Annotated in this window: 16 protein-coding genes and 1 tRNA gene; 8 read left to right on the plus strand and 9 right to left on the minus strand. The window is 36.6% G+C overall.

What is annotated here, in order from left to right; all coding sequences use genetic code 11:
* Positions 1-4: 4 nt before the first annotated feature.
* Both P2086_RS03045 and P2086_RS03050 read right to left on the minus strand, forming a co-directional pair.
* Complete coding sequence (locus P2086_RS03045; RefSeq protein WP_317898961.1) at positions 5-871, minus strand: T9SS type A sorting domain-containing protein; 867 nt, start codon at positions 869-871, stop codon at positions 5-7.
* A 120-nt stretch (positions 872-991) separates the two neighbouring features.
* Positions 992-1,624: a peroxiredoxin gene (locus P2086_RS03050; RefSeq protein WP_317898962.1), complete on the minus strand. Its 633-nt coding sequence runs from the start codon at positions 1,622-1,624 to the stop codon at positions 992-994.
* Positions 1,625-1,734: 110 nt separating this feature from the next.
* Here P2086_RS03050 and P2086_RS03055 point away from each other — a divergent pair, with 110 nt between their 5' ends.
* From P2086_RS03055 to P2086_RS03065, 3 genes are all read left to right on the plus strand, one after another.
* Positions 1,735-2,208, plus strand: coding sequence for a redoxin domain-containing protein (locus P2086_RS03055; protein WP_317898963.1), 474 nt, complete (start codon positions 1,735-1,737; stop codon positions 2,206-2,208).
* A gap of 108 nt (positions 2,209-2,316) precedes the next feature.
* Complete coding sequence (gene rnhB / locus P2086_RS03060; protein ID WP_317898964.1) at positions 2,317-2,919, plus strand: ribonuclease HII; 603 nt, start codon at positions 2,317-2,319, stop codon at positions 2,917-2,919.
* A gap of 130 nt (positions 2,920-3,049) precedes the next feature.
* A complete protein-coding gene (locus P2086_RS03065) occupies positions 3,050-5,653 on the plus strand; it encodes a hypothetical protein (RefSeq protein ID WP_317898965.1) in 2,604 nt (867 codons plus the stop codon).
* On the opposite strand, the gene P2086_RS03070 is transcribed toward P2086_RS03065, so the two are convergent.
* The 4 genes from P2086_RS03070 to P2086_RS03085 form a co-directional block, all read right to left on the minus strand.
* Positions 5,650-7,581 carry a cytochrome-c peroxidase gene (locus P2086_RS03070; RefSeq protein WP_317898966.1) on the minus strand — a complete coding sequence of 644 codons (1,932 nt, stop codon included), beginning with the start codon at positions 7,579-7,581 and terminating at the stop codon, positions 5,650-5,652. The genes P2086_RS03065 and P2086_RS03070 overlap by 4 nt on opposite strands.
* Positions 7,574-11,572, minus strand: coding sequence for a PKD-like domain-containing protein (locus P2086_RS03075; protein WP_317898967.1), 3,999 nt, complete (start codon positions 11,570-11,572; stop codon positions 7,574-7,576). Before P2086_RS03075 ends, P2086_RS03070 begins: the two co-directional genes overlap by 8 nt.
* Before the next feature lie 114 nt (positions 11,573-11,686).
* Positions 11,687-15,529, minus strand: coding sequence for a metallophosphoesterase (locus P2086_RS03080; RefSeq protein ID WP_317898968.1), 3,843 nt, complete (start codon positions 15,527-15,529; stop codon positions 11,687-11,689).
* Between the two features lie 223 nt (positions 15,530-15,752).
* Positions 15,753-16,955, minus strand: a complete 1,203-nt coding sequence (locus tag P2086_RS03085; protein WP_317898969.1) for an AIR synthase related protein — start codon at positions 16,953-16,955, stop codon at positions 15,753-15,755.
* Positions 16,956-16,993: 38 nt separating this feature from the next.
* On the opposite strand from P2086_RS03085, the gene P2086_RS03090 reads away from it, so the two are divergent.
* Positions 16,994-17,770, plus strand: coding sequence for a menaquinone biosynthetic enzyme MqnA/MqnD family protein (locus tag P2086_RS03090; RefSeq protein WP_317898970.1), 777 nt, complete (start codon positions 16,994-16,996; stop codon positions 17,768-17,770).
* Between the two features lie 174 nt (positions 17,771-17,944).
* On the opposite strand, the gene P2086_RS03095 is transcribed toward P2086_RS03090, so the two are convergent.
* Positions 17,945-18,208 carry a GIY-YIG nuclease family protein gene (locus P2086_RS03095; protein ID WP_317898971.1) on the minus strand — a complete coding sequence of 88 codons (264 nt, stop codon included), beginning with the start codon at positions 18,206-18,208 and terminating at the stop codon, positions 17,945-17,947.
* A 37-nt stretch (positions 18,209-18,245) separates the two neighbouring features.
* Positions 18,246-18,319, minus strand: a tRNA-Ala gene (locus P2086_RS03100).
* Between the two features lie 211 nt (positions 18,320-18,530).
* On the opposite strand from P2086_RS03100, the gene P2086_RS03105 reads away from it, so the two are divergent.
* The 4 genes from P2086_RS03105 to P2086_RS03120 all read left to right on the plus strand — a co-directional run bounded on the left by P2086_RS03105 (position 18,531) and on the right by P2086_RS03120 (position 25,164).
* Positions 18,531-18,908 carry a response regulator gene (locus P2086_RS03105; RefSeq protein ID WP_317898972.1) on the plus strand — a complete coding sequence of 126 codons (378 nt, stop codon included), beginning with the start codon at positions 18,531-18,533 and terminating at the stop codon, positions 18,906-18,908.
* A 104-nt stretch (positions 18,909-19,012) separates the two neighbouring features.
* Entirely contained in the window at positions 19,013-21,871 is a 2,859-nt protein-coding gene (gcvP, locus tag P2086_RS03110) for an aminomethyl-transferring glycine dehydrogenase (protein WP_317898973.1), read from the plus strand.
* Between the two features lie 74 nt (positions 21,872-21,945).
* Positions 21,946-24,003, plus strand: coding sequence for a tetratricopeptide repeat protein (locus tag P2086_RS03115; protein ID WP_317898974.1), 2,058 nt, complete (start codon positions 21,946-21,948; stop codon positions 24,001-24,003).
* 147 nt (positions 24,004-24,150) lie between these two features.
* The gene (locus tag P2086_RS03120; protein WP_317898975.1) at positions 24,151-25,164 is read left to right on the plus strand and encodes an alpha/beta fold hydrolase; all 1,014 of its coding nucleotides are present in this window, start codon (positions 24,151-24,153) and stop codon (positions 25,162-25,164) included.
* Here the strand turns inward: P2086_RS03120 and P2086_RS03125 are convergent.
* Positions 25,161-25,556, minus strand: a complete 396-nt coding sequence (locus P2086_RS03125) for a hypothetical protein (protein WP_317898976.1) — start codon at positions 25,554-25,556, stop codon at positions 25,161-25,163. The two genes, P2086_RS03120 and P2086_RS03125, sit on opposite strands and share 4 nt — an antisense overlap.
* Between the last annotated feature and the right edge of the window lie 22 nt (positions 25,557-25,578).

The following is a 25,578-nucleotide window of genomic DNA, read 5'->3' on the forward strand; positions in this document are numbered from 1 at the left end:
CCTCTTACTCTTTCACTACTCTTCCAACAAAAACCTTATCACCACTTTTGCATTTCACAATATAAATGCCTGGCGTTTGATTTTCGAGATTCAAAACACTTATCCCTCGTTCAATTTGTGCCGTATAGACTTCCTCACCCAAAACATTCATAACAAACACTGTGCCTTTATCACTTGTGTTTATATTATAAATTCCTTTAGAAGGATTTGGATATATCTGAAGCTTTTCCACACTTGAGTTCCATTCTTCTATGCCAGTTGGATTCTCAACAGGAATTGCATTCATAAATCCACATCTCTTGTTTCCTTTTCTAAACCAATTCAGTGTTGTTTTCGTTCCACCTGAAAAAGGAATGCCGTTCCACGACATTGTGTTCTCAAAGACACCCACACCCTCCACAATTTTATACTCTATGGTTGGAGGCTCAAAACAACTAGAATCATTTTTGGCATATTTAAAGTGTTCGTTCATACCACACATGTTTACGTAACTAGTATCAATCATAGTTTGGCAGCCATGAATCCAGGGCAAGCTAAAATTAATTGCAGAGGATCCAAGATTTGAAACAAAAAATGAAACATTAGCCGAACTTATTGGGAATGGGGAGAAATACGGAGGTGTTGGTGGAGGTGTAGAATACACATCATGCGCCTGATAAAAAACCGTGTCTAAATTCGCAGAATAATATTTATTTGTATAAACTCTATAAGTAGTTGTGGGTGGCCCTACATTGCCAAAAGCATCTTTGTTTTGTTTGTAAGTAACAATCGTGTCTCCGACTGAGTAATCAAAAACTGTACCATTCGTAAAACTTTGGGAAGAAAGCTTAATAAAAGATGCAAGAGCACATAAAAGTAAAAACTGTTTCATTTTATTTGGGATTAAATTACAGGAGATTTATATTAAAGATAGAACTTTATTTAGCTCGTTAAACACTAAAAACAAAAAAGCCGACTATCGCCGGCTTTTATAAGTTTAAAATATTTTGTTTTAGTTACTGCTAAAATACTCAGCTACACCTTTGTGATCAGCTTTCATGCCTTCGCTTCCTTTTGTCCAGTTTGCAGGGCAAACCTCACCGTTTTCTTCAAAGAATTGCAATGCATCAACCATACGCAAGGTTTCTTCTACATTACGACCTAATGGAAGATCGTTTATTAGCTGATGACGTACAACGCCTTCTTTATCGATTAAAAATAATCCACGGAAAGCAATCATTGGTCCTGTAGCGATTAAGTCGCCATCTTCGTTCACATCATAATCTCCTGAAAGAGTTCCGTAATTTAATGCAATGGTTTTTGTTGTGTCAGCAACAATTGGATAGGTAACCCCTTTTATACCGCCCGCTTTTTTTTCCATTTGCAACCAACCCCAATGGCTTTCTTCTGTATCCGTACTACAAGCAACTACCGCACAATTACGACTTTCAAACTCTTTTAATTTTTCTTGAAACGCGTGTAATTCTGTTGGGCATACAAACGTAAAATCTTTTGGATAAAAGAAAAACACCACGTGTTTTTTTCCTAAAAACTGATCCAAAGAAAAGTCTTGTACCATTTCTCCTCCTTTAATAACTGCACCAGATCTGAAAATCGGGGCTTTTTTACCTACTAAACTTGACATAAATTTTTATTTGATTTTTAAATTATTTTTTAAGATTTGCAAAAGTATACATTCCTTTTTAAACCATTTTACAGTATTTTTGTTTTATATAGAACTTAACAAATATTAATATGAATCCTGAACTAAACAGCAAAGCGCCAGACTTTAAATTATTTAATACATTTAAAAAAGAAATCGGTCTCTCAGAACAAAAAGGCAAAAACGTTGTGTTATTGTTTTTTCCACTAGCTTTTACTAGCACATGTACAAAAGAATTATGTAGCATTCGAGATAATTATGCAATGTATAATGGCTTGAACGCCGTTGTATTTGGTATCTCAGGCGACTCTCTGTACAGCTTGGGTAAATTTAAAGAAGAACAAAAACTTAATTTTGATTTACTCAGCGACTTTAATAAAGATGTATCAACAGCTTATGGAAGTATTTATGAATTGTTCGGTTTTGGAATGAAAGGCGTTACTAAACGCGCGGCATTCGTAATTGATGCAGGCGGTATAATAAAGTATAAGGAAGTACTTGAAAACGCGAGTGAAGAGCCGAGTTATGAAGGAATCACAAGTACTTTGAGAGCATTAATCGCTTAGTTCCACTCAGTGGTTTTGAACTAACGATACCACTTTTACAAACTAATGCCTAAAAGTTAAACTATCTGTCCAAATTTTTGACTAATAGTAAATCAAAGGTTTTAACCAATGCTAAAATCATATTTTGATAAAAAATTAAATGAAGCCGGCTGCGACGAAGCTGGACGTGGTTGTCTTGCTGGTCCAGTGTATGCAGCGGCAGTTATTCTTCCCAAGAAATACAGAAACAAATGGCTCGACGATAGCAAAAAGTTGAGCGATAAAGACCGTTATGAACTCCGCCCTGAGATTGAAGAAAAAGCTCTTTCCTGGGCCGTTGGCGTTGTTACACATTTAGAAATTGACAAAATAAATATTCTCAACGCGTCCTTTTTAGCAATGCATCGTGCAATAGATCAACTCAACGTTGTGCCAGAACTTTTGCTTATTGATGGTAATCGTTTTAATCCCTATAAAAAATTAGTCCACAAATGTATCATTGGTGGAGACGCCAAATACATGAGCATTGCCGCAGCAAGTATTCTTGCTAAAACGTACCGGGATGATTTTATGAAGGCTGCCGCAGAAAAACATCCTCAATATTCTTGGGAAAAAAATATGGGTTATGCAACTAAACTCCACCGCAAAGCTATTCGTGAACACGGCCCCTGCGAGCTGCACAGAATGAGTTTTACTTTACTCCCAGGGCAACTGAATCTAACGTTCGATTGATCGCCTTAAATAAAAGTACGTTTAAGCGTCAATTACTGAATTTAAAGGAATCCAAACTACCAACAGTCACTTTTTAATAAGTCAGCTTTAAAATATATCCGAGTGAACTTATATTCCATACTTTTATGTAGTGTCGCGCTTTAAAACATTAACGTTCTGGATATTCGTATTTGCTGCCCTGGGAATTGGCGTTTACGCGTATTTCCATCTTAAAAATAACAAGAAACCAGAATTAGAAGCGATCACTTTATTGCCGGATCACTGTCTGTTTTATCTAAATACAACTGACTTCACTGAGCTCAACAAAAAAATTAATTCACAAAGTTTAATTGCTGATAAATTGAAACTCTTTAAGGAAGTCAATGATTTTTGCAACCTCATAAACACATTTGATTCTCTTAGCAATTCAAACGAAGAACTTCAAGAGCAATTAAAAGGCAACACCATACATTTTGCTGCCTATCAAGAAAAAAACGCTTGGCTAGCCGTTTTAAACATTCAACAACTGGGCGAACAAGAATCTGTTTCTAAATACTTGCTCGAAATTTTTCACGCAACAAAAAACAAAGAAAATACTTATTCTTTCAAAATTAATTCAGTGCCAATGTATTTCTCACTCAACGAAGGGGTTGTTGCGTTTTCCAATAGAACAGAATTAATTCTTGAATCCCTAAATAAAACAAGTACTAAACTCGTAAATAATCCAAATTTTGTTCAATTTAAAAACACGCTTGCCGAAAACAGTAACTTAGCTATCTATGTAAACCACGAACCGTATTCTAAAAGCACAGCGGCTTCAAAACTAAATTTAACCAGCACTTTTAAAAAAGGTTACTCGGCAGGTGCAATAGAAATTAAGCCATCACAAATTAAAATTAACGGCTACGTAAATCCAGAAGAAGACGAAATGATCTCACTCTTTGCTGACCAAAAGCCTCAACCAAGCAGAGAACTTCTTAGTAATCTTCCTCAAAACACAAGTTATTTTAAAGCCTTTGGGTTTAGTTCGTACCCTGAACTAAGAATTGGTTTTCCCCTAACTAGAGTTCATATCCGTTATTGGATGAGAGCCAACGAAAACGGACTCTACAATGTGGAAGATGAATTTTACGCCAACACGATTAATCACTTGGTAGAATTTGAAACACAGGTGCCAAATAGCAAGTTCATCTGTTTTGAGGTAAACGATACATTAAAAGCTTCTGAAAACCTCAAATACATGAGTGACTCCATTCTACGAAAAGACTCGCTACTCATATATCGGATAAATGATAGTTTAGAAAAAACTTTGCAGTTGTTTATACCATTGTCATACAATAGCACAAACTATGCGGTGGTATTTCGCTCTCACATTTACTTTGCAGATAAAAGTGACGAACTCCTTTCATTAATAAACGATCTTAGAAATAATCGTTTTGCAATTTTAAATTCCAGCTTCGCCTCATACAGCAATCAAAACTTTCCCGACTATTTTAATTATCTCAGTTACAGTTCGCCGAATCAAAACCAGAAAGATATTCCATCGTTCTTTAATTTCAATCTCTCTAACCAAGAAGATCCATTTGCTAATTTCAGGCACAGTTCATTTTCCGTTGGCAAACACAACAACATGTTTAAATTTCGTTTTCATCTTATGTACGAAGTTGAAAATCTCAACAAAGAACAAAATGTTTTATGGACTCTAAATCTTGATAATGCTTGTTCAATGCAATCCAGTGGCTTTGTAAACCATATTACAGGTGAAAATGAAATTGTTGTTCAAGACGATAACAATGTTCTTTACCTTATTAACGCCAAAGGAAATATACTTTGGAAGAAAAAATTAAATGAAAAAATAATTTCACAGATTCACACAATAGATGCCTATAAGAATAACAAATATCAATTACTTTTTAATACAAAAAGCCAAATACACTTAATCGACCGGAATGGTAATTACGTTGAGGCTTACCCCGTTAAATTAGCTGCTGAAACAGTTTCAGAATTAAGTTTGTTTGATTATGTAGGCGATAAAGATTATCGTGTTTTTATTCCCTGCAAAAACAAGCGCATTTATAATTATTCTATAAACGGAAGTTTACAAGACAAATTCGCCACAGTTGAAACTGACGCGGAAGTAAATCTCCCGATACAATACGTAAAAGTTGGCACAAGTGATTATCTTGTTGCTCTGGATGTTGAAGGTAAAATATACACGTTTAGCCGCAGAGGAGCCGGTCGCATAGGTTTAAGAAACAGAGCCAATGTTAACACCTCAGCTTTTTATGTTGATGCAAATAACTCATTAAGTTCAACTCGTTTAATTTATGTGGATGATAAAAACGGGTTAATTAATAAAATATCTTTTGATGATAAAAAAGAAATTGTGAAACTAAACGTGGATCTAGAAAATGCCGGCATTAGCTATGCGCTAGTGGACGACAATAACAGTATGGATTTGATTGTGACAAAGAATAACATGTTTCGTGCGTATAATTTCACTGGTAATTTAATTCTCGAAAAAACAAACGACTTATCTTTAATGAAAACCAATTATTATGGCGACGAAAGTCATTCTGTGTTTTATTCTTTAAGTCAGGATAAAAAAGAAATAGTTGTATTCGATCAAATTAAATCAAGAAGCAAAACATACAAGGCTACAAATTTACCGCTGGTTAGCAATTTATTTAAGGATAATAAAAAATATCTGATCATAACAAATGGTGCGCAGTTAACCTGCGTTCCGCTAAACTAGTACTCACCACCAATTTTTCTTGAATTTAATCTTTGATTTTCAAACCTAGGGAGTTTATTAGGTTTACCTGTTAATCCAACCGTATCACTGAGCGTTAACAGGAAGGACTTAATGTTGTTCAATTCCTTTTTTGATAAGCCTAAGGAATCAAAAGGTAAAGTTTGATTTTCGACTTTTAAACCGAGCCCAACTCCTCCACCCCGATTATAAAATACAAGAACTGAATCTAAATTATCATACACACCGTTATGCATATAAGGCGCGGTATATTCAATATTTCGCAAGGATGGTGTTTTAAACGCGTGTTCATGTATAGAAGAACCTGTAATGTGCTTTCTACCACGGTCAGGATCTATGTTCTTATTGTCGCCTCTTTCAGGAGTGCCTATTACTTCAAATTCATTATCGTTAAACATTGGTGGCACTGTGCCATTAAACAAAGGGAAAAAATGACAAGACCCACACAGAGCTTTTCCAGCGAATAAATTGTACCCGTTTTTTTCTTCTACAGTTAATGCTGTTTTAGTTCCTCTCAAGTACTTATCAAATTTACTGCTTCTTGATTCGAGCGTTTTAATATACTCTGAAAGAGATTTTAAAATTGAATAAGCCGTAATTGATGAGTCTTGTGTGTTTTTATAAGCATTAGAAAACAATTCTCTATATTCCCTACTCTGCTTTAGTTTGAGAACAATTTCTTTTTCGTTTGTATTCATTTCATGAACATTATTAAACACAGAATTCGCCTGTTCTTCTAAATTAAATTGTCTGCCGTCGTGAAAAAATAATTTCTGATACGCGGCATTAATTAATGTTGGCGCATTTCTTGTCAGTTTATCACTACCGTTGTAAGACAAACTTTTATCCTGTGCATCCGTAAATGCCATAGAACTATTATGACAAGAAGCGCAAGCCCGTTTATTATTACCAGACAAAACAGGGTCATAAAACAATAAGCGACCTAATTCAGCTTGTTCCTTTAATGCAGTCGAATCGTGAACATAAACCGAAAAACATTGCCGGTTAATGCTTTCATTTTCGAAAAAAGAGGTCACTTCAAAGTTTACTGCATAAGACAAATCTGATTTTTTAACCTGAAGCTCTTTAAGAAAAATTTGCAGTTCAATATAAAGCGGATTTAGAAAGTCAATCATAAATCTCAGCCTATCAAAAGTGTCAGAATCAGGATGTTTTAGCAACTCCTTTCTACAAGCTTTAAAAGCCATCGTAAGACGGCTATATGCATTCTCCTCAGGTTCGGTTAAGGTACTTTTCTCTTTATAAAAACACATGATGGCCTCCATACCCGCAATTGCATGTGCACTCTCTTTAATACTTTCTTTATTAATTGTACAGTCGTAACCGTTCAGTGTAAGACACATTATTCTTACAATTTGTAGTTGTAACGCATCGTGCAGTTTGTTTTCTTCAATGTTTATGGTGGAATAATGCTCTTTTAGAAACTCAAACTTTTGAATAAGCAAATCGTACTCTTTAGTTAAGCCTTCCGAATCAATCTTGTCATCGCTAAAAAGAATTTCTTCTATCACTTGAAAACCCCTTGGAGGAAAAGGTTCACTGCTAATCTCTAATTCAATTTTTGGAACTAGTGGTCCGTTGATAAAGAATTTTGCGTCAAATGCAGAATAATACTCAATAAAAAATTCAATCTCTTTATAAGCCTTACGTGCTTTACTATATGACTTAACAAGCTTAGTTGATTTTATACTCTTCGAAGTTTCTAAAATTGTTTTAGCACTTTTAAGTTGAATAAGAATTTCGTTTATACTCCCAGATACTTTTGTACGACAAAACTCCTCCAAACTTTTGGAGGAGTTTTGTTGTTTAAATGCAACCAACAATGGCAGAGCTACAATTATTAAAAATAAAGCAGCAGCAGCTCTTATAATTTTTAACTTCCTATTCAATTACTATTTTTCCTGTTTCAAAAGCTTTATTCTCGTTAAGAATAACGTAGAAATAAATTCCTTGGTTTCCATTTAGACTAATACCATTATTCCCTTTTTGTAGATCAGACGAATGAATGTGTTGACCTAGTGAGTTAAATATTTCCACTGTGAAAATCCCTTCCATTTTTAATTCAATGTTAAATGAGCCAATATTTGGATTTGGATAAATAAGCAGATTACTCTCTAACATTAATTTTCCAATACTGGTACATTCGTTAACTTTCTGCTCAATGTTTGTTGAAGCAGAACAATTATTGGGATTAGTTCCTGTAACGCTATAATGGGTGCTTTGAAGAGGCGACACAACAATAGATGAAGTAGAAGCACTCGTATTCCATAAATAATTACTTGCTCCCGACACTGATAGCGTTGCGCTCTCGCCGGCACAAATTAAAGTTTGATTTGATGTTGCAATTATTGTTGGTGATGGATTAACCGTAAAACTTGTAAGAGCAGAGTTTTTACAAGAATTTAAATCAGTTCCAATTACCGAATAGTTAGAGCCAATTATTGGATTAAGAATTAAATTTGGACTGATAATTCCATTACTCCAAGAATAAGTGCTAGCGCCGCTAGCAGCAATCGTTGCTGTTTCTCCAAAACAAAGAAGCATGTTTCCTGAAAGAGTAATCGTTGGAAGTGGATTAATGCTAATGTTTTTTAGCGCGGAATTTTGACAACCATTGATATCAGTCGCTATTACAGTATACGAGGTGTTTACTAATGGCGTAACTGAAATACTGTTCGAGATTGCAATTGATGCCCAGGTATAAGATACGGCTCCGCTTGCAGTTAAATTAAGACTAGCCCCAAGACAAACGTTATTGTTACCGTTAATCAAAACAACGGGAAGAGGATTAACGATTGTATTTACTGTGGAAATAGCCTCACAGCCATTAACGTCTTTTCCAACCACAGTGTAGGCAGCGCTGGTTGTGGGAGATAAAGTCAGTGCCACATTGTTAACAGTTCCATTCCATGTATAAGTATTGGCGCCCGAAGCAAGTAATTGCAAAATATCTCCTAAACAAATAGTTGTATTTCCGCTTATCGAAATAATCGGCAAGGCGTGAACAGTTACAGTACTTGCTGCCAAGTTAGAACACCCATTATTATCTATTCCCGACACTGTGTAATTTGTTGTACTTGTAGGATTAGGAGAAATAGTTGCGGATGTATTTGAAGTATTCCATGTATAGGTGTTTGCACCACTGGCAGTTAAAAGCAACGCATCACCAAGACAAATTGCGCTAGAAGAACTTACAATTGTCACAACCGGTAATGGGTGCATGGTAATGCTGAGACTTTGAGTGCTACTTAATCCACAGCTGTTGCTAGCGGCTACTGTTAATAATCCACCAACTGAAAACGGATTAGCTGTTACTATATTTGTTGTGCTTGACCCAGACCATGCAACGGGTAAAGTCCAAGAATAACTTGACGCTCCTGTAACAGGTGTGATACTGTATACGCTTTGTGCTGTTCCTAGACAAATAGTATTTGTGCCACTTATCGTAGCTGGACTTGGTGGAATAGTATTCACAGTAATATTTAAACTTCGGGATGGAGAAATTCCGCACGCATTCATAGCGAAAATCGTTATGGCCCCGCTCGCAGTTCCTGCAGTAGCACTAAGTGAATTACTTTGCGATGTTCCGCTCCAACTGCTTTGAAGTGCCCAAGAATAGGATGTTGCTCCGTTTACCGAACTTATGCTATAATTTTGGACAGAACCAATACAAGGGTTCACATTTCCGTTAATCACTCCCGGTTGTCCCGGAGTTGTTGTAACAATTACATTCATAGTGTCTCTTGAAATACAACTTAAGCTATCCGTAACTTGAAGCGTTACCATTGTGCTCGTGTTTACACTTATGCTAGCACTGTTAGAACCATTCATCCATAACATAGAAACAGATAACGTTGGAACGTTTAATGGCGTTACAATTAAATTACCTCCACATAAAATTGTATCTAAAGGCAACCTTGTTTGATAAGCATTTGTTTTAAAATTATACGTTTGGCTTTTAGAAGCAGTGTTATTATCACTAGCTGTAGCATACCATTCATAGTCAGTTCCACCTAATGTATTGTTCCAGTTTATAAAAGCATTTTGCCCAGATGCAACCTTCACTGAATCAATCAGTGTATAAGGTAGTCCAAAATCGTAATCTAAAATAAACTGGCTATCAGCATCTGTTTCAGATTGATTTAATTTGGGTGAGTATGTGTAAACATTAATCTTCCCAAGTGAAGGTCTAAATTTTACAATTCTAATCCACCCATCCCCTCCGTTTGCTCTTGATTGATAATCGCTTAACAAACAATGAACCGTATTTCCATTAAAAACCTCTGTCCTTTTTGCTTCACCTGAAACATGCCCACAAAGCATTAAAAAGAAATTAGGATAGCCCTTCAGTGCATTGTATGTTGCCTGGCCCTGCGCCCCGAATGTTCCATTTAAGTTTAGTAACCAATGACTCGATACAATTGCTTTTCTTGTTGGGTATGTCTGTAATAAACCTGCTGCCCAAATAAGCACTGCTGGATCAGCAGCCTGATCGTACTCAAGATTTATAACAATGAAATCAATTCCTTCGGCTGTAAAGAGTTGGTAGTTATTATCAGCGTTGCTCCCATAATTTCCTCCCCAATAGTTTCTTCCACTAAAACGATTCACTCCAAAATATTGATTAAAATACGTGGTGGTTCCGTTCGGGTTGCCGGCAGGTGATTGATCGTGATTTCCCACGTTCAAACCATATGGAATTCCATCAGGAAAAATAATTGTTGTATTCGTTTCAACTATTCGCATTGCAGTGTCGGCCCGTTTCCATTCAACATCGTTCCCCCCATTGTCGCCATTCTCTACACAATCTCCAAGACCAGAAATAAATTTAATATTTAGCGAATCTCTTTTGGCTGTTACCCAATTCATCTGCGATTTATAAGATACGTTGGTTGCTCCGTTTATTTCGCTCGTGTAAAATTGAGTATCGGGCAAAGGAATAATTGAGAAATCATTTGAATTGTTTTTTTTCCTTCCATAAAACTTTATCCACAAACTATCACCTTCGGGATCGGAAACACTCACTGTGAGTTTGGAAGAAGTATTATTGCAAGTTGAAAGATTAACTGGAGAGACGAGCGTTGGCGTATTTGGTGCAATATTGATATTAAAAGGTGCTGGTGTGGTTACCCAAGACCAATTTGAACCTACAATAGTTCCATTAATGGTTGTTCCAGCGGTACTACCAACTGTTGTGCCAGAACCTTCATCTAATCCCCATCGAGCCACCAAACCACTTGCAGTACTAGTAATTACACTGTTTATGGTTGAAATTATTTGCGAAAAATTTCTTGCGTTGTTCCAAATTCTAACCTCATCAATTGTCCCGTGAAAAAAACCTTGCGCTGTTCCATTAGAAGTTTGCGCACTTCCAATTGCCGAATGTTGAATGCTAAGATTCTGTACAGGTTGATTAATTGTAACCTGAGATTCTAATTGTCCATTTAAATAAAGTTTCCACGTTGAATTATCATACGTAACTGCTACATGGTACCACACGTTTCTTGATAACTTTGTTATACCGATTATTGGATGATTTAATCCTGGAGAACCTCCACCCGAACCTTCTTCGAAATCTGCAACCAATGTACTATCAGATTGCCTGATACCCAAAAAATAATTCATGTCCAGCGTGCTTCCATCTGCTTCACCCCTTCCCTTTGTCACAAGCGGCACACCCGTTACGCCACCTGTACCAGTTGACGTAGTTGTTCCTGAGCCAGTTCGCTTAAACCAACATTCTATCGAAAATTGTGATAGTCCTAAATTAGAGTTGTTACCAAAAGTAATGTAGCCATTTGTACCGTTAAACTGGATAGCGTTTTGGGATTCTGCTGAGGCAAAAAACAAAACAGTAAAAAGTAAAATTATTTTTTTCATGTTTTTTTATTGAAGGGTGAAAATGTTTTTGAAATGAGATACTAAAGTCCACTGGTTTTAGAAAAACAAAGCCAGAAGAGTTTTCCGGCTTTGTTGGATTAACATCCCTGTTTATTATTCTATAATTATCTTTCCAGTTTCTTGCGCCCTATTCTCACTAAGAATAACGTAGAAATAAATTCCTTTGTTTTCATTTATACTTATAGGGTTATTTCCCTTTTGCAAATCAGTTGTATAAACACGTTGACCCAGTGTATTAAAAAACTCCACTTTAAAATCTCCTTCCGTATTCAATTCAATATTAAATGCTCCTTTGTTTGGATTCGGATAAATAAGCGAGTTTTCCCCAAGACTAAGTTTTCCAATTCCAGTACATCCATTTACCTTTTGCTCTACATTTACTGAAGCGGAGCAGTTGTTTGAGTTTGTTCCCGTCACGCTATAATTAGTGGTTTGAATTGGCGTAGCTATAATAGAAGATGTCGATGCATTCGTGTTCCACATAAAGTTATTTGCTCCCGATGCAGTTAATGTTACGCTCTCACCAGCACAAATTAATGTTTGACTTGATATAGCAGTAATTGTTGGAGAAGGATTAACTGTAAAACCTGTCAGAGCGGAGTTTTTACATGAGTTTAAATCTGTACCTATCACCGAGTAATTAGCCCCTATTATCGGGCTCAAAATCAAATTGGCGTTTGTAATGCCATTGCTCCAGGAATATGTATTCGCACCACTTGCTGTGATAGTTGCCGTTTCTCCATCACATATTAACATGTTTCCTGAAAGGATTATTGTAGGAAGCGGGTTAATTGAAATAGATTTAAATACGGTATTTTGACAACCGTTAGCGTCTGTTCCAGTAACACTATAAGTTGTATTTGAGGTCGGCGTAATATTAACCGTTGCATTTATCGAACCGTTGCTCCACAGATAGGATGAAGCACCATTAGCTGTTAAACTCGTTGTTTGTCCTAGGCACACTATTGATGAACCGGAAATGCTTACGGATGGTAAACTGTTTACTGTTACAGATTGAGTCGTACTGTTCTTGCACCCGTTGTTATCTGTTGCTATAACTGTATATACAGAGCCAGTTGACGGCACAAACGAAGTGCCATTGATCACGGTTCCGCTCCAGGTGTAAGTGCTGGCACCTGACGCAGTTACTATGAGCGAAGAGCCTGCGCAAACACTTGCATTGCTGGGTGATGAAACAACATTTAACACCGGAAGAGAATTTACTGTGATGGATTGCGTACTTGAACTTTGACATCCATTCGCATCAGTACCAGTAACTGAATAAGCTGTACCCGCATTCAATGTAAAACTAGTAGCGTTATTTATTCCACCCGTCCAACTATATGAACTTGCGCCGGAAGCGGTCAACGAAATCGCGTCTCCATCACAAACAACCGCTGTGGTTGGACTTACTGCAACGCTTAGAATAGGTAAAGCGTTTACTAAAAGCGATTTAATACTCATGTTCTTACATCCATTTCCATTCGTACCTATTAAAGTATACGATGTATTGGCTGTAGGACTAACTGTAACTGAAGTTGCAGTAGAACCAGTGTTCCAACTAAATGATGGCGCTCCTGTAGCTGTTAATGTAGCAGTTTGGTTTAAACAAATTGCGGTTGAACTTATACTTGCCAGTACATTTGGATTTGCATTAATTGTAATTGTTTTGGTCACAACAATTCCTGAACCATAGGCGTTATTCGCTATTAGGGAAATTGTATACGTTCCTGCTGTATTGAAAGTTATGTTTGGATTTTCTGTAGATGAAGAACTAATGCTTACTCCTGTTGAAGGCGAAACTGCCCAGTTCCAAGCTGTTGTATTGTTTGTAGAAAGATTGGTAAATGAAATTGGACTCGCTGCACAATATGGAACAGCCGCAGTAAAATCAACAGCTGGCAATACTTTTAACTTAAAGGTATCCGCAACACAATTATTAGGATCAACTACTAAAATGGTTGAATCTGATAAAGCGCTTGCAGTTGCACTGCGACTTGTACTTGCATCAGGCCATAAATAAGCTCCAGGCCATGAAGCGGTGAGTGTTTTTGTTTCTCCTGGTAAAACGGTAAATGTATTACTTGTTTTTACGTCTTTAAACATGGTGAAATTATCACGAATAATTCCATCTGCGCACAACCATTTTGCATCCAATTTATTGTCTTCAATATCTAAAATAAATGTTCCTCCATTAGAAGCGTTAGAGTAATGCATAGCATTGTGAGGAAAAGCTCCTTGCTGTCCACCTAACTGACCAGCAGATCCAGACACGACATAAACTGTCCCGATTTTATTTACAGTTGAGTCTTTTGTATAAGGACAAGAGTTTGAAGATCCATCGTATTTTCCACTTGATGAACTTAGGTTATGGTTACTTGCATTAAAAGACGCTTCATTTCCATAGTGCCCATTCATTAATTTTGATCTTTCATAATCATGACTGTGCCCTGTAATAATCATATCCACACCATAACGTTCCAAGATTTTAATAAAACGTGTGTGAATATTTACAAGGTCTCCTTCAGTGTCAGAATTGTGTGAGCCCATAGTATATGGTGGGTGGTGCCAGTAGGCGATTACCCACTTTTTGTTATTAGCCGCTAAATCTGCCTTTATCCAATTTACTTGCGCTCCTGTGGTATCATACATTTTGTCACTACCAACTTTTCCGTAAGAATCTAGAGAAAGAAAATGCACGTTACCATAGTCAAAAGAATAATAAGCTGGGTTATTAGAAGGAATACCCCCTGCCTCACCATTGGTAGGCGTTTGAAAGTGGGTAAAATAAGGTACTGTGGTTGCTGTGGATGCACCATTATTATAGTCATGGTTGCCGGGAGCAGAATACATTGTCATTTTTTTCAATATATCATTCTGGTAAATACCAAAAAAACTGGTATTGTACTCCGCATTTGTGCCACTGCTATAGGCGTTATCGCCAGAAAGCAACATAGCGTTTGTTATTCTATTACCGTTGTAGGCAATGTATTGGTTCTTACAATTTATTTGATTTGTGGAAGCGTTACCACAGTCACCTACCATCCAAAAACGGTACTGACCAGGGGTTCCTGGAATTGGATTTGTAAGAAAATAATTATTAGTATCTCCTTGAATTACAAGAGAGCTTGACCCAATGTTGTAATAGTATTTTGTATAGGGTGTTAATCCGCTAATTTGTAACGAGTGTATGGTGGCTGAAACCGTGTTTGTAACGGTTGCTGTGAGGGCGCTAGCGCTAGTTCCATATGTTACTTGGCCATCGGTAGCAACATTTGTTTCCCAACGAACTACCATCGAAGTCGGCGTTCCAACCGCTAGATAAGGTCCCTTAACAATAGTGGGTATAACATAATTGGTGTTTCCAACTAAATTAAACTCAAAAGAAATGTCAGAACTTGATCCACCATTTTGGTGAATTTCGACAGCGATTACATTTGTGCCCGTTACAATTACTGTTGGTGATAGAATAATTGAGAAAACAGTGTTCCCGTCATCTGAACATGCAGTCGGAGCGATTGTAGTATATGTAATAGTGCCTGTTGGCAATCCATTTCTGTATACTTCGTTTCCATTAAAATAAACAATAATAGCATCGTCTCTTCTAAAATTCATAGTGTACGCAGTGTAAGAAGATGTACTTGGCACATTAATTGTTTTTCTAAAATAAGTGGTGATGTATTTGTTTGTGCAAGAAGGGTTTTGAACTACAGTGCCACATGCATTTACTATCGTAGTTTCATCACCATCTCCGTAGCCGAACTCAGAATTCCCAGATGACCAGCCGGTATCGCTAAAAGTTGTTCCTTGCCATGCTGTTCCTTGATTCGATCCATTATCAAGATATTTCCATGTGGAGCCGTAAGGAAAAATAGTAACCTGAGCAGAAAGTACACAGGTAAAGAGGAGTAAAAATAAAGTAATGTTCTTTTTCATTTGAATTAATTTTGTATGTGTTGTTTGCCAAAATTAGTTCTGAAAAAGAACGGGGATACATCAATCAGTTTATGATTGCGTTATGAAAATCAGCGCAAAAAATACAAATGTTAACCTTCACGCAAAAAGAAATATTAAATTAAATCTGAGGTAATAATTTCGTTACATTGAAATAATGTTAGACGAACAATCAAAAGAAAAACAAGAATAAAAAGTAGTAAGATTAGTACTCAAACGTACCATACGTTGATTTAATGGTGACGTGCTTTCCAGAACCCTTTTCCACACGCCCAATAATCTGCGCATCCACATTAAAACTTTTGCTAATAGCAATTATTTTTTCGGCGTATGCTTCATCAACATATAATTCCATGCGGTGACCCATGTTAAACACCTTATACATTTCTTTATAATCGGTATGACTCTGTTCGTGAATGGTTTTAAAAAGAACTGGCACCTCAAACAAATTATCTTTAATGATATGTAAATTATCGTTAATAAAATGTAAAACCTTTGTTTGCGCGCCGCCACTGCAATGCACGATACCATCAATAAAAGCACCAACTTCAGAAATTATTTTTTTAATAATTGGTCCATAGGTGCGTGTAGACGACAAAACTAATTTCGCGGCGTCTATTTTTTCTGTGATGATTTTTCCGTTTTCATCTTTATAAGAGACTTCTACTTTGTCCTGCAAATTCAAGCCGCCGGTGTACACAACACTCTCTGGTAAAGCAGAATCAAAACTCTCTGGATATTTTTTAGCAAGTGACTTATTAAACACATCGTGACGCGCACTGGTAAGTCCATTGCTGCCCATCCCTGCATTGTATTCGTTTTCATAGGTCGCCTTTCCTGAACTGCTTAAGCCAACAATAACATTTCCAGCTTTTATATTGTGATTAGAAATTACTTTGTTGCGAGCCATTCTGCATGTAACTGTACTATCCACAATAATTGTTCGGACTAAATCGCCAACATCCGCAGTTTCACCACCTGTGGAGGTAATAGAGATCCCATTCTCTCTAAGATTTTGTAACACCTCTTCTGTTCCGTTAATGATTGCTGAAATAACATCGCCGGGAATTAAATTTTTATTTCTTCCGATGGTGGATGACAAAATAATGTTTTCTGTTGCGCCAACACAAATCAAATCGTCCACATTCATAATCACAGCGTCTTGCGCAATTCCCTTCCACACACTTAAATCACCGGTTTCTTTCCAATACATATAAGCTAAAGCAGATTTTGTTCCTGCTCCATCTGCATGCATCACTAAACAATGTTCTTCACTGCCAGTTAAAAGATCTGGAACAATCTTACAAAAGGCTCTTGGAAACAGTCCTTTATCTATATTGGCAATGGCCGCGTGTACATCTTCTTTACCCGCCGAAACGCCTCGTAATTGGTATTTATTATCGCTCATAAATCGAGCCTAAAGATAAAGATTTGATTCAAGATAATATGTTTATTTTTGCACACTTGAATTCAGAAAAGCTCAGAATATCCATTGTAAACTACACTAACACCCTACCTTTTAAATGGGCTTTAAAACGCAATTCTTTGTTGGAACAAATAGATCTTCAGGAAGATATTCCCAGTATTTGCGCACAAAAATTAAAATTCAAACAAGTTGATCTTGCTCTAGTGCCAGTTGCCCTTATTTCAGAACTCGATACTTATTTTATAGAGACAGATTATTGCATTGGCGCAAACGGAAAAGTTGATAGTGTTAAACTATATAGTGAGGTTCCTTTAGATCAGATTAAAACCGTTACTCTCGATTATCAATCCAAATCTTCCATCACGCTTACTAAAGTACTTTTTAAGTTTTTTTGGAAACTCCCTGTACATTATGTGGATGCCAAGCCTGGTTTTGAGAATGAGATAAAAGATGCTAATGCTGCTGTTATTATTGGCGATAGAACTTTTGGATTAAGCGGAAAATACTCTTACGAGTTTGACTTAGCAGAAGAGTGGAAAAAATATGCAGGATTACCCTTCGTGTTCGCTGCCTGGGTAAGCACTGAAAGGTTAGACCCTTCGTTCATTGCTCAATTTAATACTGCTTTAAAACAGGGTGTTGACAATATCATTCAAGCCGTTGAAGACGACTATCATGTAAAAACGCTTTCTAAAGAAAACACTATTGAATACCTTACTCATCGCATAGATTACAAGCTAGATGAGGAAAAACGAAAGGCTTTGGAGCTCTTTTTATCTTACATAAACCAGTTGTAATAAGCTTTTCGATGCAGATCTTCAAGAAATTCTACCACAAATTACACCAATTTTCACTAAAAAATTATTCAAGTTAATTCGTGAAATTCGTGGTGTAAAACGATGGATCGAAAAAAAGCCCCAACAATTGTCGCGACTTTAGTGGAGAATATCGGATTCGAACCGATCACCTCTTCATCCCGACCCGAGTCGGGACGAAGCGCTCAGCAGACTTTCAATGTACTTTCTACTTTTCTTTCGTTTAATCGCATTTTCCCTCTTACGTGTTTCCGTTCTGGTAGCGTACTGTTCGAAATAAACTATTTCCCAATCTGAAGCAATCGAAGTATATGGAGAAGTGCCAGAATTATGAGACACTAATCGCGTTTCCAAATTATCAGTTTGACCAACATAATATTTGTCTTTGACTTTTGAGTATAATATGTAAACAAAAAACATCTTATTAAAAAAGCCCCAACAATTGTCGGGACTTTAGTGGAGAATATCGGATTCGAACCGATCACCTCTTCACTGCCAGCGAAGCGCTCTAGCCAAATGAGCTAATCCCCCGCGATATTTAGGAATGCAAAAATAGGATAAATATTCAATTTCGGAAAAAATACCTCAGGCTGTCTTTACCCATTTAAACCTGGTATGTTTTTCTTTAAACCCAACGACTGTTAAAATTTCACTCATTTTAACGCTCTAAAAGCCTCCTATTACTGTAATCCAGAGATCTGGTACGAAAGTTGATCCGTAAATACTACTAAATACCACACTCATGGAACCACATCTAATCAACATCCTACTCATTGACGATGATGAGAATTTTCTTTATCTGCTAGCTGAAATTTTAGATAAACATGGCTATCAGGTTTATACTGCATCAAATGGTCTAAAAGCTCTGGAAGAAATGGATCTTCATAAAATTGATTTGGTTATTTCTGATGTAATCATGGAAGATACTCCTATTATGTCACTCACATGTACCTTAAAGCATCTCTACCCTGCAACTCCTATACTTCTAGTTTCTTGTTTGTCGACCGGACCAGTCATCGATCATACCCTAGCCTTAGGGGCAGATGAGTTTTTGCCTAAACCAATAGACTTGGATTTGCTTTATAAAACAATTGATAAATTAAGTGAAATGGCGGCTTAAAGATCAAATCTCTTTTTAACAATTCTTCCCCACCGCTTTTATTTACAAAGTCCCTTGAAAACACCTTATTTTTCTTAAATTTGCGCTCTAAAATTTTGCGTTTAATGACTACCGACAAATTTGTTAGCCGACATAACGGCCCTCGTGAGCAAGAGGTAAAAGCGATGCTTAAAAAAATTGGTGTTGCAAGCATCGATGAATTAATTAATCAAACTGTTCCGCCGAACATTCGTTTAAAGAAACCGCTGCAAATCGCGCCAGCTTTGAGCGAGTATCAGTACATTAAACATTTAAAAGCCCTTGGTAAAAAAAACAAAGTGTTTCGTTCTTATATCGGTATGGGATACTACAACAATATTTTACCAGCAGTTATTCAACGTAACGTTTTAGAAAATCCAGGTTGGTATACAGCTTACACGCCATACCAGGCAGAAATTGCGCAAGGTCGTTTAGAAGCGATTTTAAACTTCCAAACAATGGTTATGGATTTAACAGCCATGCCAATTGCTAATGCTTCTCTTTTAGATGAAGCAACTGCTGCTGCTGAAGCTCTTTTTATGTTTTACAGCAACCGCAGTAAAGACAAAGTAAAAAACAACTCCAATAAGTTTTTTATCAGCGAAACGTGTTTTCCTCAAACCATCGATGTGGTTAAAACACGCGCAGTTCCTTATGGAATTGAATTGGTAATAGGCGATGCAAACACCATCAAATTAGATGATTCGTTTTTCGGAATGTTGATTCAATATCCTGATATCAATGGTGAAGCAAATAATTACAAAAAATTTGTTGCTGATGCAAAAGCTAACGGTATACAAGTTGCCGTCGCTACAGACCTTTTAGCACTTGCTTTATTAACTCCTCCAGGTGAATGGGGTGCCGATTGTGTTGTAGGTAATTCACAACGTTTTGGTGTGCCGTTAGGTTACGGTGGTCCACACGCTGCTTTCTTTACTTGCCGCGAAGACTACAAACGTTTAATCCCAGGTCGTATTATTGGTGTATCTGTTGACACAGAAGGAAACCAGGCATTACGTATGGCACTTCAAACACGTGAACAACATATTAAACGCGACAAAGCAACTTCAAACATTTGTACAGCTCAAGCACTTCTTGCTATCATGGCGAGTATGTATGCAGTGTATCATGGACAAGAAGGCATTAAAGCTATCGCTCAAGGTGTTCACAATGTAACGAACAACATTGCCGAAGAATTAAAAAAGGCAGGTTTAGCAGTAAAAACAAAATTGTTTTTTGACACAATTGTAGTTGAATGTGATGCAGCTAAAATTATGTCAGTTGCCGTTTTTAAAGAAATTAACTTTCGAAAGATCGACGAAAAACATGTCGCCATGAGCTTCGACCAAACTATTGAAGCAAATGACGTTATAGATATTTTATCTTGCTTTGGTATCCAATCAAAAGGTGAGGTGAAAAATTCAGATTTAATTAAATCTTCAGATTTAAAACGTACTTCTTCTTATTTAACACATCCTGTATTTAACAGCTATCACAGCGAAACAGACATGATGCGTTACATCAAACGTCTTGAAAATAAAGATCTTTCATTGGTTCACTCCATGATATCGTTAGGATCTTGCACAATGAAATTGAATGCCGCTTCTGAACTTTTAGCGTTGACCTGGCCTGAGTTCGCAAGCATACATCCTTTTGTGCCGCTTGATCAAGCACAAGGCTATGCTGAATTAATTGAACAGTTAAATAAAGACCTTTCTGAAATTACCGGTTTTGCCCGTATGAGCTTCCAACCTAATTCTGGCGCGCAAGGTGAGTACGCAGGCTTAATGGTAATTCGCGCGTACCACATTGCAAATGGAAACGCAAACAGAAATGTAGCTTTAATTCCTTCTTCTGCACATGGCACCAATCCTGCCAGTGCGGCAATGGCAGGCATGACCATTGTTGTTACAAAATGTGATGAAAAAGGAAACATCGACCTTGTTGATTTAAAGGAAAAAGCAGAAAAATACAAAGACAATTTATCGTGCTTAATGGTAACCTACCCTTCTACACATGGTGTGTATGAGGAATCTATAATGGACATTACTAAACTCATTCATGATAATGGCGGTTTAGTATATATGGATGGCGCTAACATGAATGCTCAAGTTGGTCTTACTTCGCCAGGTAACATTGGTGCCGATGTGTGTCATTTAAACTTACACAAAACATTTGCTATCCCTCACGGTGGTGGTGGTCCTGGAATGGGACCAATTGGTGTAGTTGAAAAACTTGTGCCATTTTTACCTTCTCATACTGTTGTAAATACAAGTGGAGACAAAGGTATCACAGCGGTTTCAGCTGCACCTTATGGAAGTGCGCTTATATTGCTTATTTCTTATGGGTATATAAAAATGCTTGGAAACGATGGTGTAAAACAAGCTACAGAGACAGCTATATTAAACGCTAACTATATTAAAGACTCTCTTAAAGAACATTTCAAAATTTTATATACTGGCAAAAACGGCCGTTGTGCTCATGAAATGATTTTAGATTGTAACGCATTTAAAATGGCCACGGGTGTTGAAGTAGCAGATATTGCAAAGCGTTTAATGGATTACGGATTTCATGCTCCGACGGTAGCATTTCCCGTTGTAAATACGTTAATGGTTGAACCAACTGAATCTGAATCAAAAGCAGAATTAGATCGTTTTTGTGAGGCCATGATTTCAATTCGCAACGAGATTAAAGAAATTGAAGAAGGTAAATTTGAAAAAACAGATAACGTCATTAAAAATGCACCTCATACTTGTAAATCGGTTGTAAGCGACGATTGGAAAAAACCTTACTCACGTCAAAAAGCGGCATTCCCTTTAAACTGGGTGCGAGATAATAAATTCTGGCCAAGTGTTGGTAGAGTAGACAATGCATACGGCGATCGGAATCTTGTATGTTCGTGTGCCCCAATTGAGGCATATATGGAAGAAGTTGAAACAGTATAAATAAACAATCAAAATCCCTGGCAATTCGCCGGGGATTTTAATTATATGACTTATTTTAACGAGTTTACTAAAACATGACGAAGCAAATTATTTTAATAGTATTGTTCTCCTTTACAATTATTTCTGCTTTAAAAGCGCAGAATAGGAAGCTGGACAGTCTTTTAAAAGTCACTCGTGCAGAACACGCTGATTCAACACTAGCAAAGAACTACTATAAAATTGCCAGCATTTATTTAAATAAAGGCCAGTTAGACTCTTGCCTTATTTATACTAGAAAATCTTTTACTCTTTCAAAAAAGATAAATTTTTTAAAAGGGATGGCCGTTTCAAACAATTATTTTGGCCAGGTTAGTAACTATATGGGCTTTGCTGATTCAGCGATTTACTATTTTACTGCGTCAATGAACTTATATAAAGATCTCAAAGATACAAGTAGAGTAGCAGGCATGTTGAATAACCTTGGCGTTGTTTACAATAGTCAGGGAAACATTTCTAAAGCCCTCGACTACTATTTCTTATCATTAAAAACCAAAGCACAGTTGCACGATTCCGTCGGACTTGCCAATGCTTTTCATAACATAGCTCAGCTTTATATTGACTCAAAAGATACCGTTAACAGTCTAAAATATCACAAATTAGCTTTGGAGATTAGAAGAAAACTTCACGACCGATCTGGCATAGGAGCCTCACTGATAGCGATTGGATTAGCCTATAAAAATAGTAACAGGACAGATTCTGCTATTCAAACTATTAAAGAGGCTCTGAAAATAGCAGAAGATTTGGGTGAAGAAGAGTCTATTGCAATAGCCTGTTATAACTTAGGAAGTATCTATTATGATCAGGGAAACATAAAAGAGTGTACAGCTCTTTTTCATAAGTCTCTTGAATTGTCGAGAAATAATAAGAATGCAAAAGGCATTGCTGTTTGCCTTGAAGCTCTCGGGATGGTGCAGATAAAAGTAAATAATTCAAAGGAGGCTGTAAATCTTCTTGAAGAGGCTTACAAAATAGGCAGAGAGATTGGTGCACATGATATACTTTTTAGTATAAGCGAAAAACTAAGCGATGCCTATGAAAAAACAGGTGAACACAAAAACGCGCTTTTTTATCTTAAGATAGCGAATGCGGTTAAAGATAGTTTATACAATGAGGAGAATATCAGAAAGCTCACAAGTGAGAGTTTGAAATATGAGTACGAAAAAGAAAAACTCCTTGCCGAAAAAGAACTTGAAAAAAAGGAGGCTTTGACAAGTGCGGCTTCCTTCAAAAAAAACCTGATCATTGGTGTTTCCATTTTGTTTTTACTCGTAGTGTCCTATTTCAGTTACACACTGTTTAAAAAATTAGAAGAGAATAAGAGGCAAAAACTAATTATTGAAGAACAACAAAAAGAAATGATTGCATCTATTAATTATGCAAAAAGAATTCAATATGCCTTACTTGCCCATAAAGATTTACTTGAACAAAACTTACCTAAACATTTTATCCTTTTTAAACCAAAAGACATTGTAAGCGGCGATTTTTATTGGGGCACTTTAAAAAACAATTATTTTTATCTTGCAGTGTGCGATTGCACAGGTCATGGTGTCCCAGGAGCATTTATGAGCTTATTAAATATAAATTTTCTAAATGAGGCAATTAACGAAAAAGGAATTGAAGCGCCTGGTGAAATATTAAATCATGTTCGCGAACAACTTATCAAAAGACTTGACGGGGGACGTGATGGCATGGATGCCATCCTTTTGAAAATACCTGTTAGTAAAAAAAACAATGTGCCTATCGAATATGCCGCAGCAAATAATTCGGCACTGCTAATAAGAGAAAATCAAACATCAGAGTTATCTAAAGATTCTATGCCAGTGGGGCTTGGTGAAAAAACAGATTCATTTAAAACATTTACACTCGATGTTAAAGTTGGTGATTCCTTATATCTATACACCGATGGCCTTGCTGATCAATTCGGTGGTCCAAAAGGAAAAAAATTCAAGTACAAACAGCTCGATGATATTCTTCTTAAAAACGCAATAAATACGATGGATTCACAAAACAATTTATTAGTTGATGCATTTGAACAATGGCGTGGTAACTTAGAACAAGTGGATGATGTTTGTGTTTTAGGAATTCGATTTTAAATCGAATTACAAAAAATCCTTCATGATTTAATTCTAATCTTATTAAATGTTAAGACGCTGTTAAAAAATAATAAGCCCTCCAAACCGAGGGCTTTTTTTTATAACTTTATAAGGAAAGTCGTATTGATGCGCTTTTCCACACTTTAAATGAAAAAAATTCTTTCAATCATAGGACTTCTAATTGCGATGAGCTTATTTTTTAGTAGGTGCTATCTCGAAAAGTTTGTCTATTCAGATAAAGAATTACAAGAACACTATGAAGATAAAAGCATTAAGCCTAAATATAAAAAATCTCTTTTCTCTGGACATAAAATGCACTACGCAGTCTTCAGTAAAAGCGACACGCTTCCCCTTTTAATAATGATTCACGGTGCTCCAGGAGCTTGGTATGGGTACTTAAACCTAACTGACGACAGCTTATTACAAGCTAATTATAAAATCGTTTCAGTAGATCGCTTAGGATACGGGAAATCTGGTTATGGGAAAGAAATTCTATCTACTCAAATTCAGGCGGCGGCTATAAAAAAAATAATTGACACAGAAAACACGACAGGGCGTAAGGTATTTCTGTTAGGTAGATCATACGGCGCACCTATTGCAGCATGGTTGGCAATTCATTATCCTGAAACATTTGAAAAACTTGTACTCGTTTCTCCAGTGATTGACCCAGACAAAGAAAAGTTTTACTGGTTCAGTAATATTGGCAAATCTAAACTCATACAAAAAATTCTTCCTGGATTTTTAAATGTGGCCACAAAAGAAAAATTTTCGCATTCACGCGAAATGCGTTTAATGAAAAACGAATGGAAAAGGCTTTACATACCAACTTATGTGATGGTAGGGGAAGAAGACCGCATCGCGGATACTGCCAACTTTTCGTTTGCCAAAAATTACATGGTTCATTGTCCCGCTGTGTTTGTAAAACTAAAACACACCGGCCACCAGATAACAATACAACAACCCGACTTAATTAAACAGTTTTTGATGGATAAATCAAATTGCAGAAAAATTTGCAAAATAGATTCGACTCTATGTGGAGAAATTTGTGAACGCTCTCCAATAAAAAGCTTCGCCGATGATTTACGTGCAGAAACTCACGTAATAACTATAAAAGACAAACAGAGTTTTGACCTACACGTTAATAATAACAGGAACAATTAAAGAACTTTAATTCGTCCTTTCACAATAAAAGAATTGGGGAATTCTCCTTGTATTTTTCTTAAAGATTCGAACGCCTCTAATTTCGATTTATAACTTCCAACCAATATTACAAAATTAGGTTGCTGATATTCTTTATCTGTAGGATAATCAGGAAACTTCAATAAAAATTTTTCACGAACAGCTTCAGCAGCATCCCTGTCAATTCCAAAATGAATTTTAATGCGATAACCCTCTTGTTCACCGCCTGTTAGCCGATGGTACTCTGCCTTTTTTTCAACAAGCTCTTGAACCTTAAGCTGCGTCTGACTTTGTGGTGGATTTAGATTAGGATTTTCCTGCGAAACTAAAAAGTTGGCAAAAAGAAAAAAAACTATGACAAACAAATGTTTCAAGCCACAAAGGTAAATAAAAAAC

The organism is Aurantibacillus circumpalustris (assembly GCF_029625215.1).
GTDB lineage: Bacteria > Bacteroidota > Bacteroidia > B-17B0 > Aurantibacillaceae > Aurantibacillus > Aurantibacillus circumpalustris.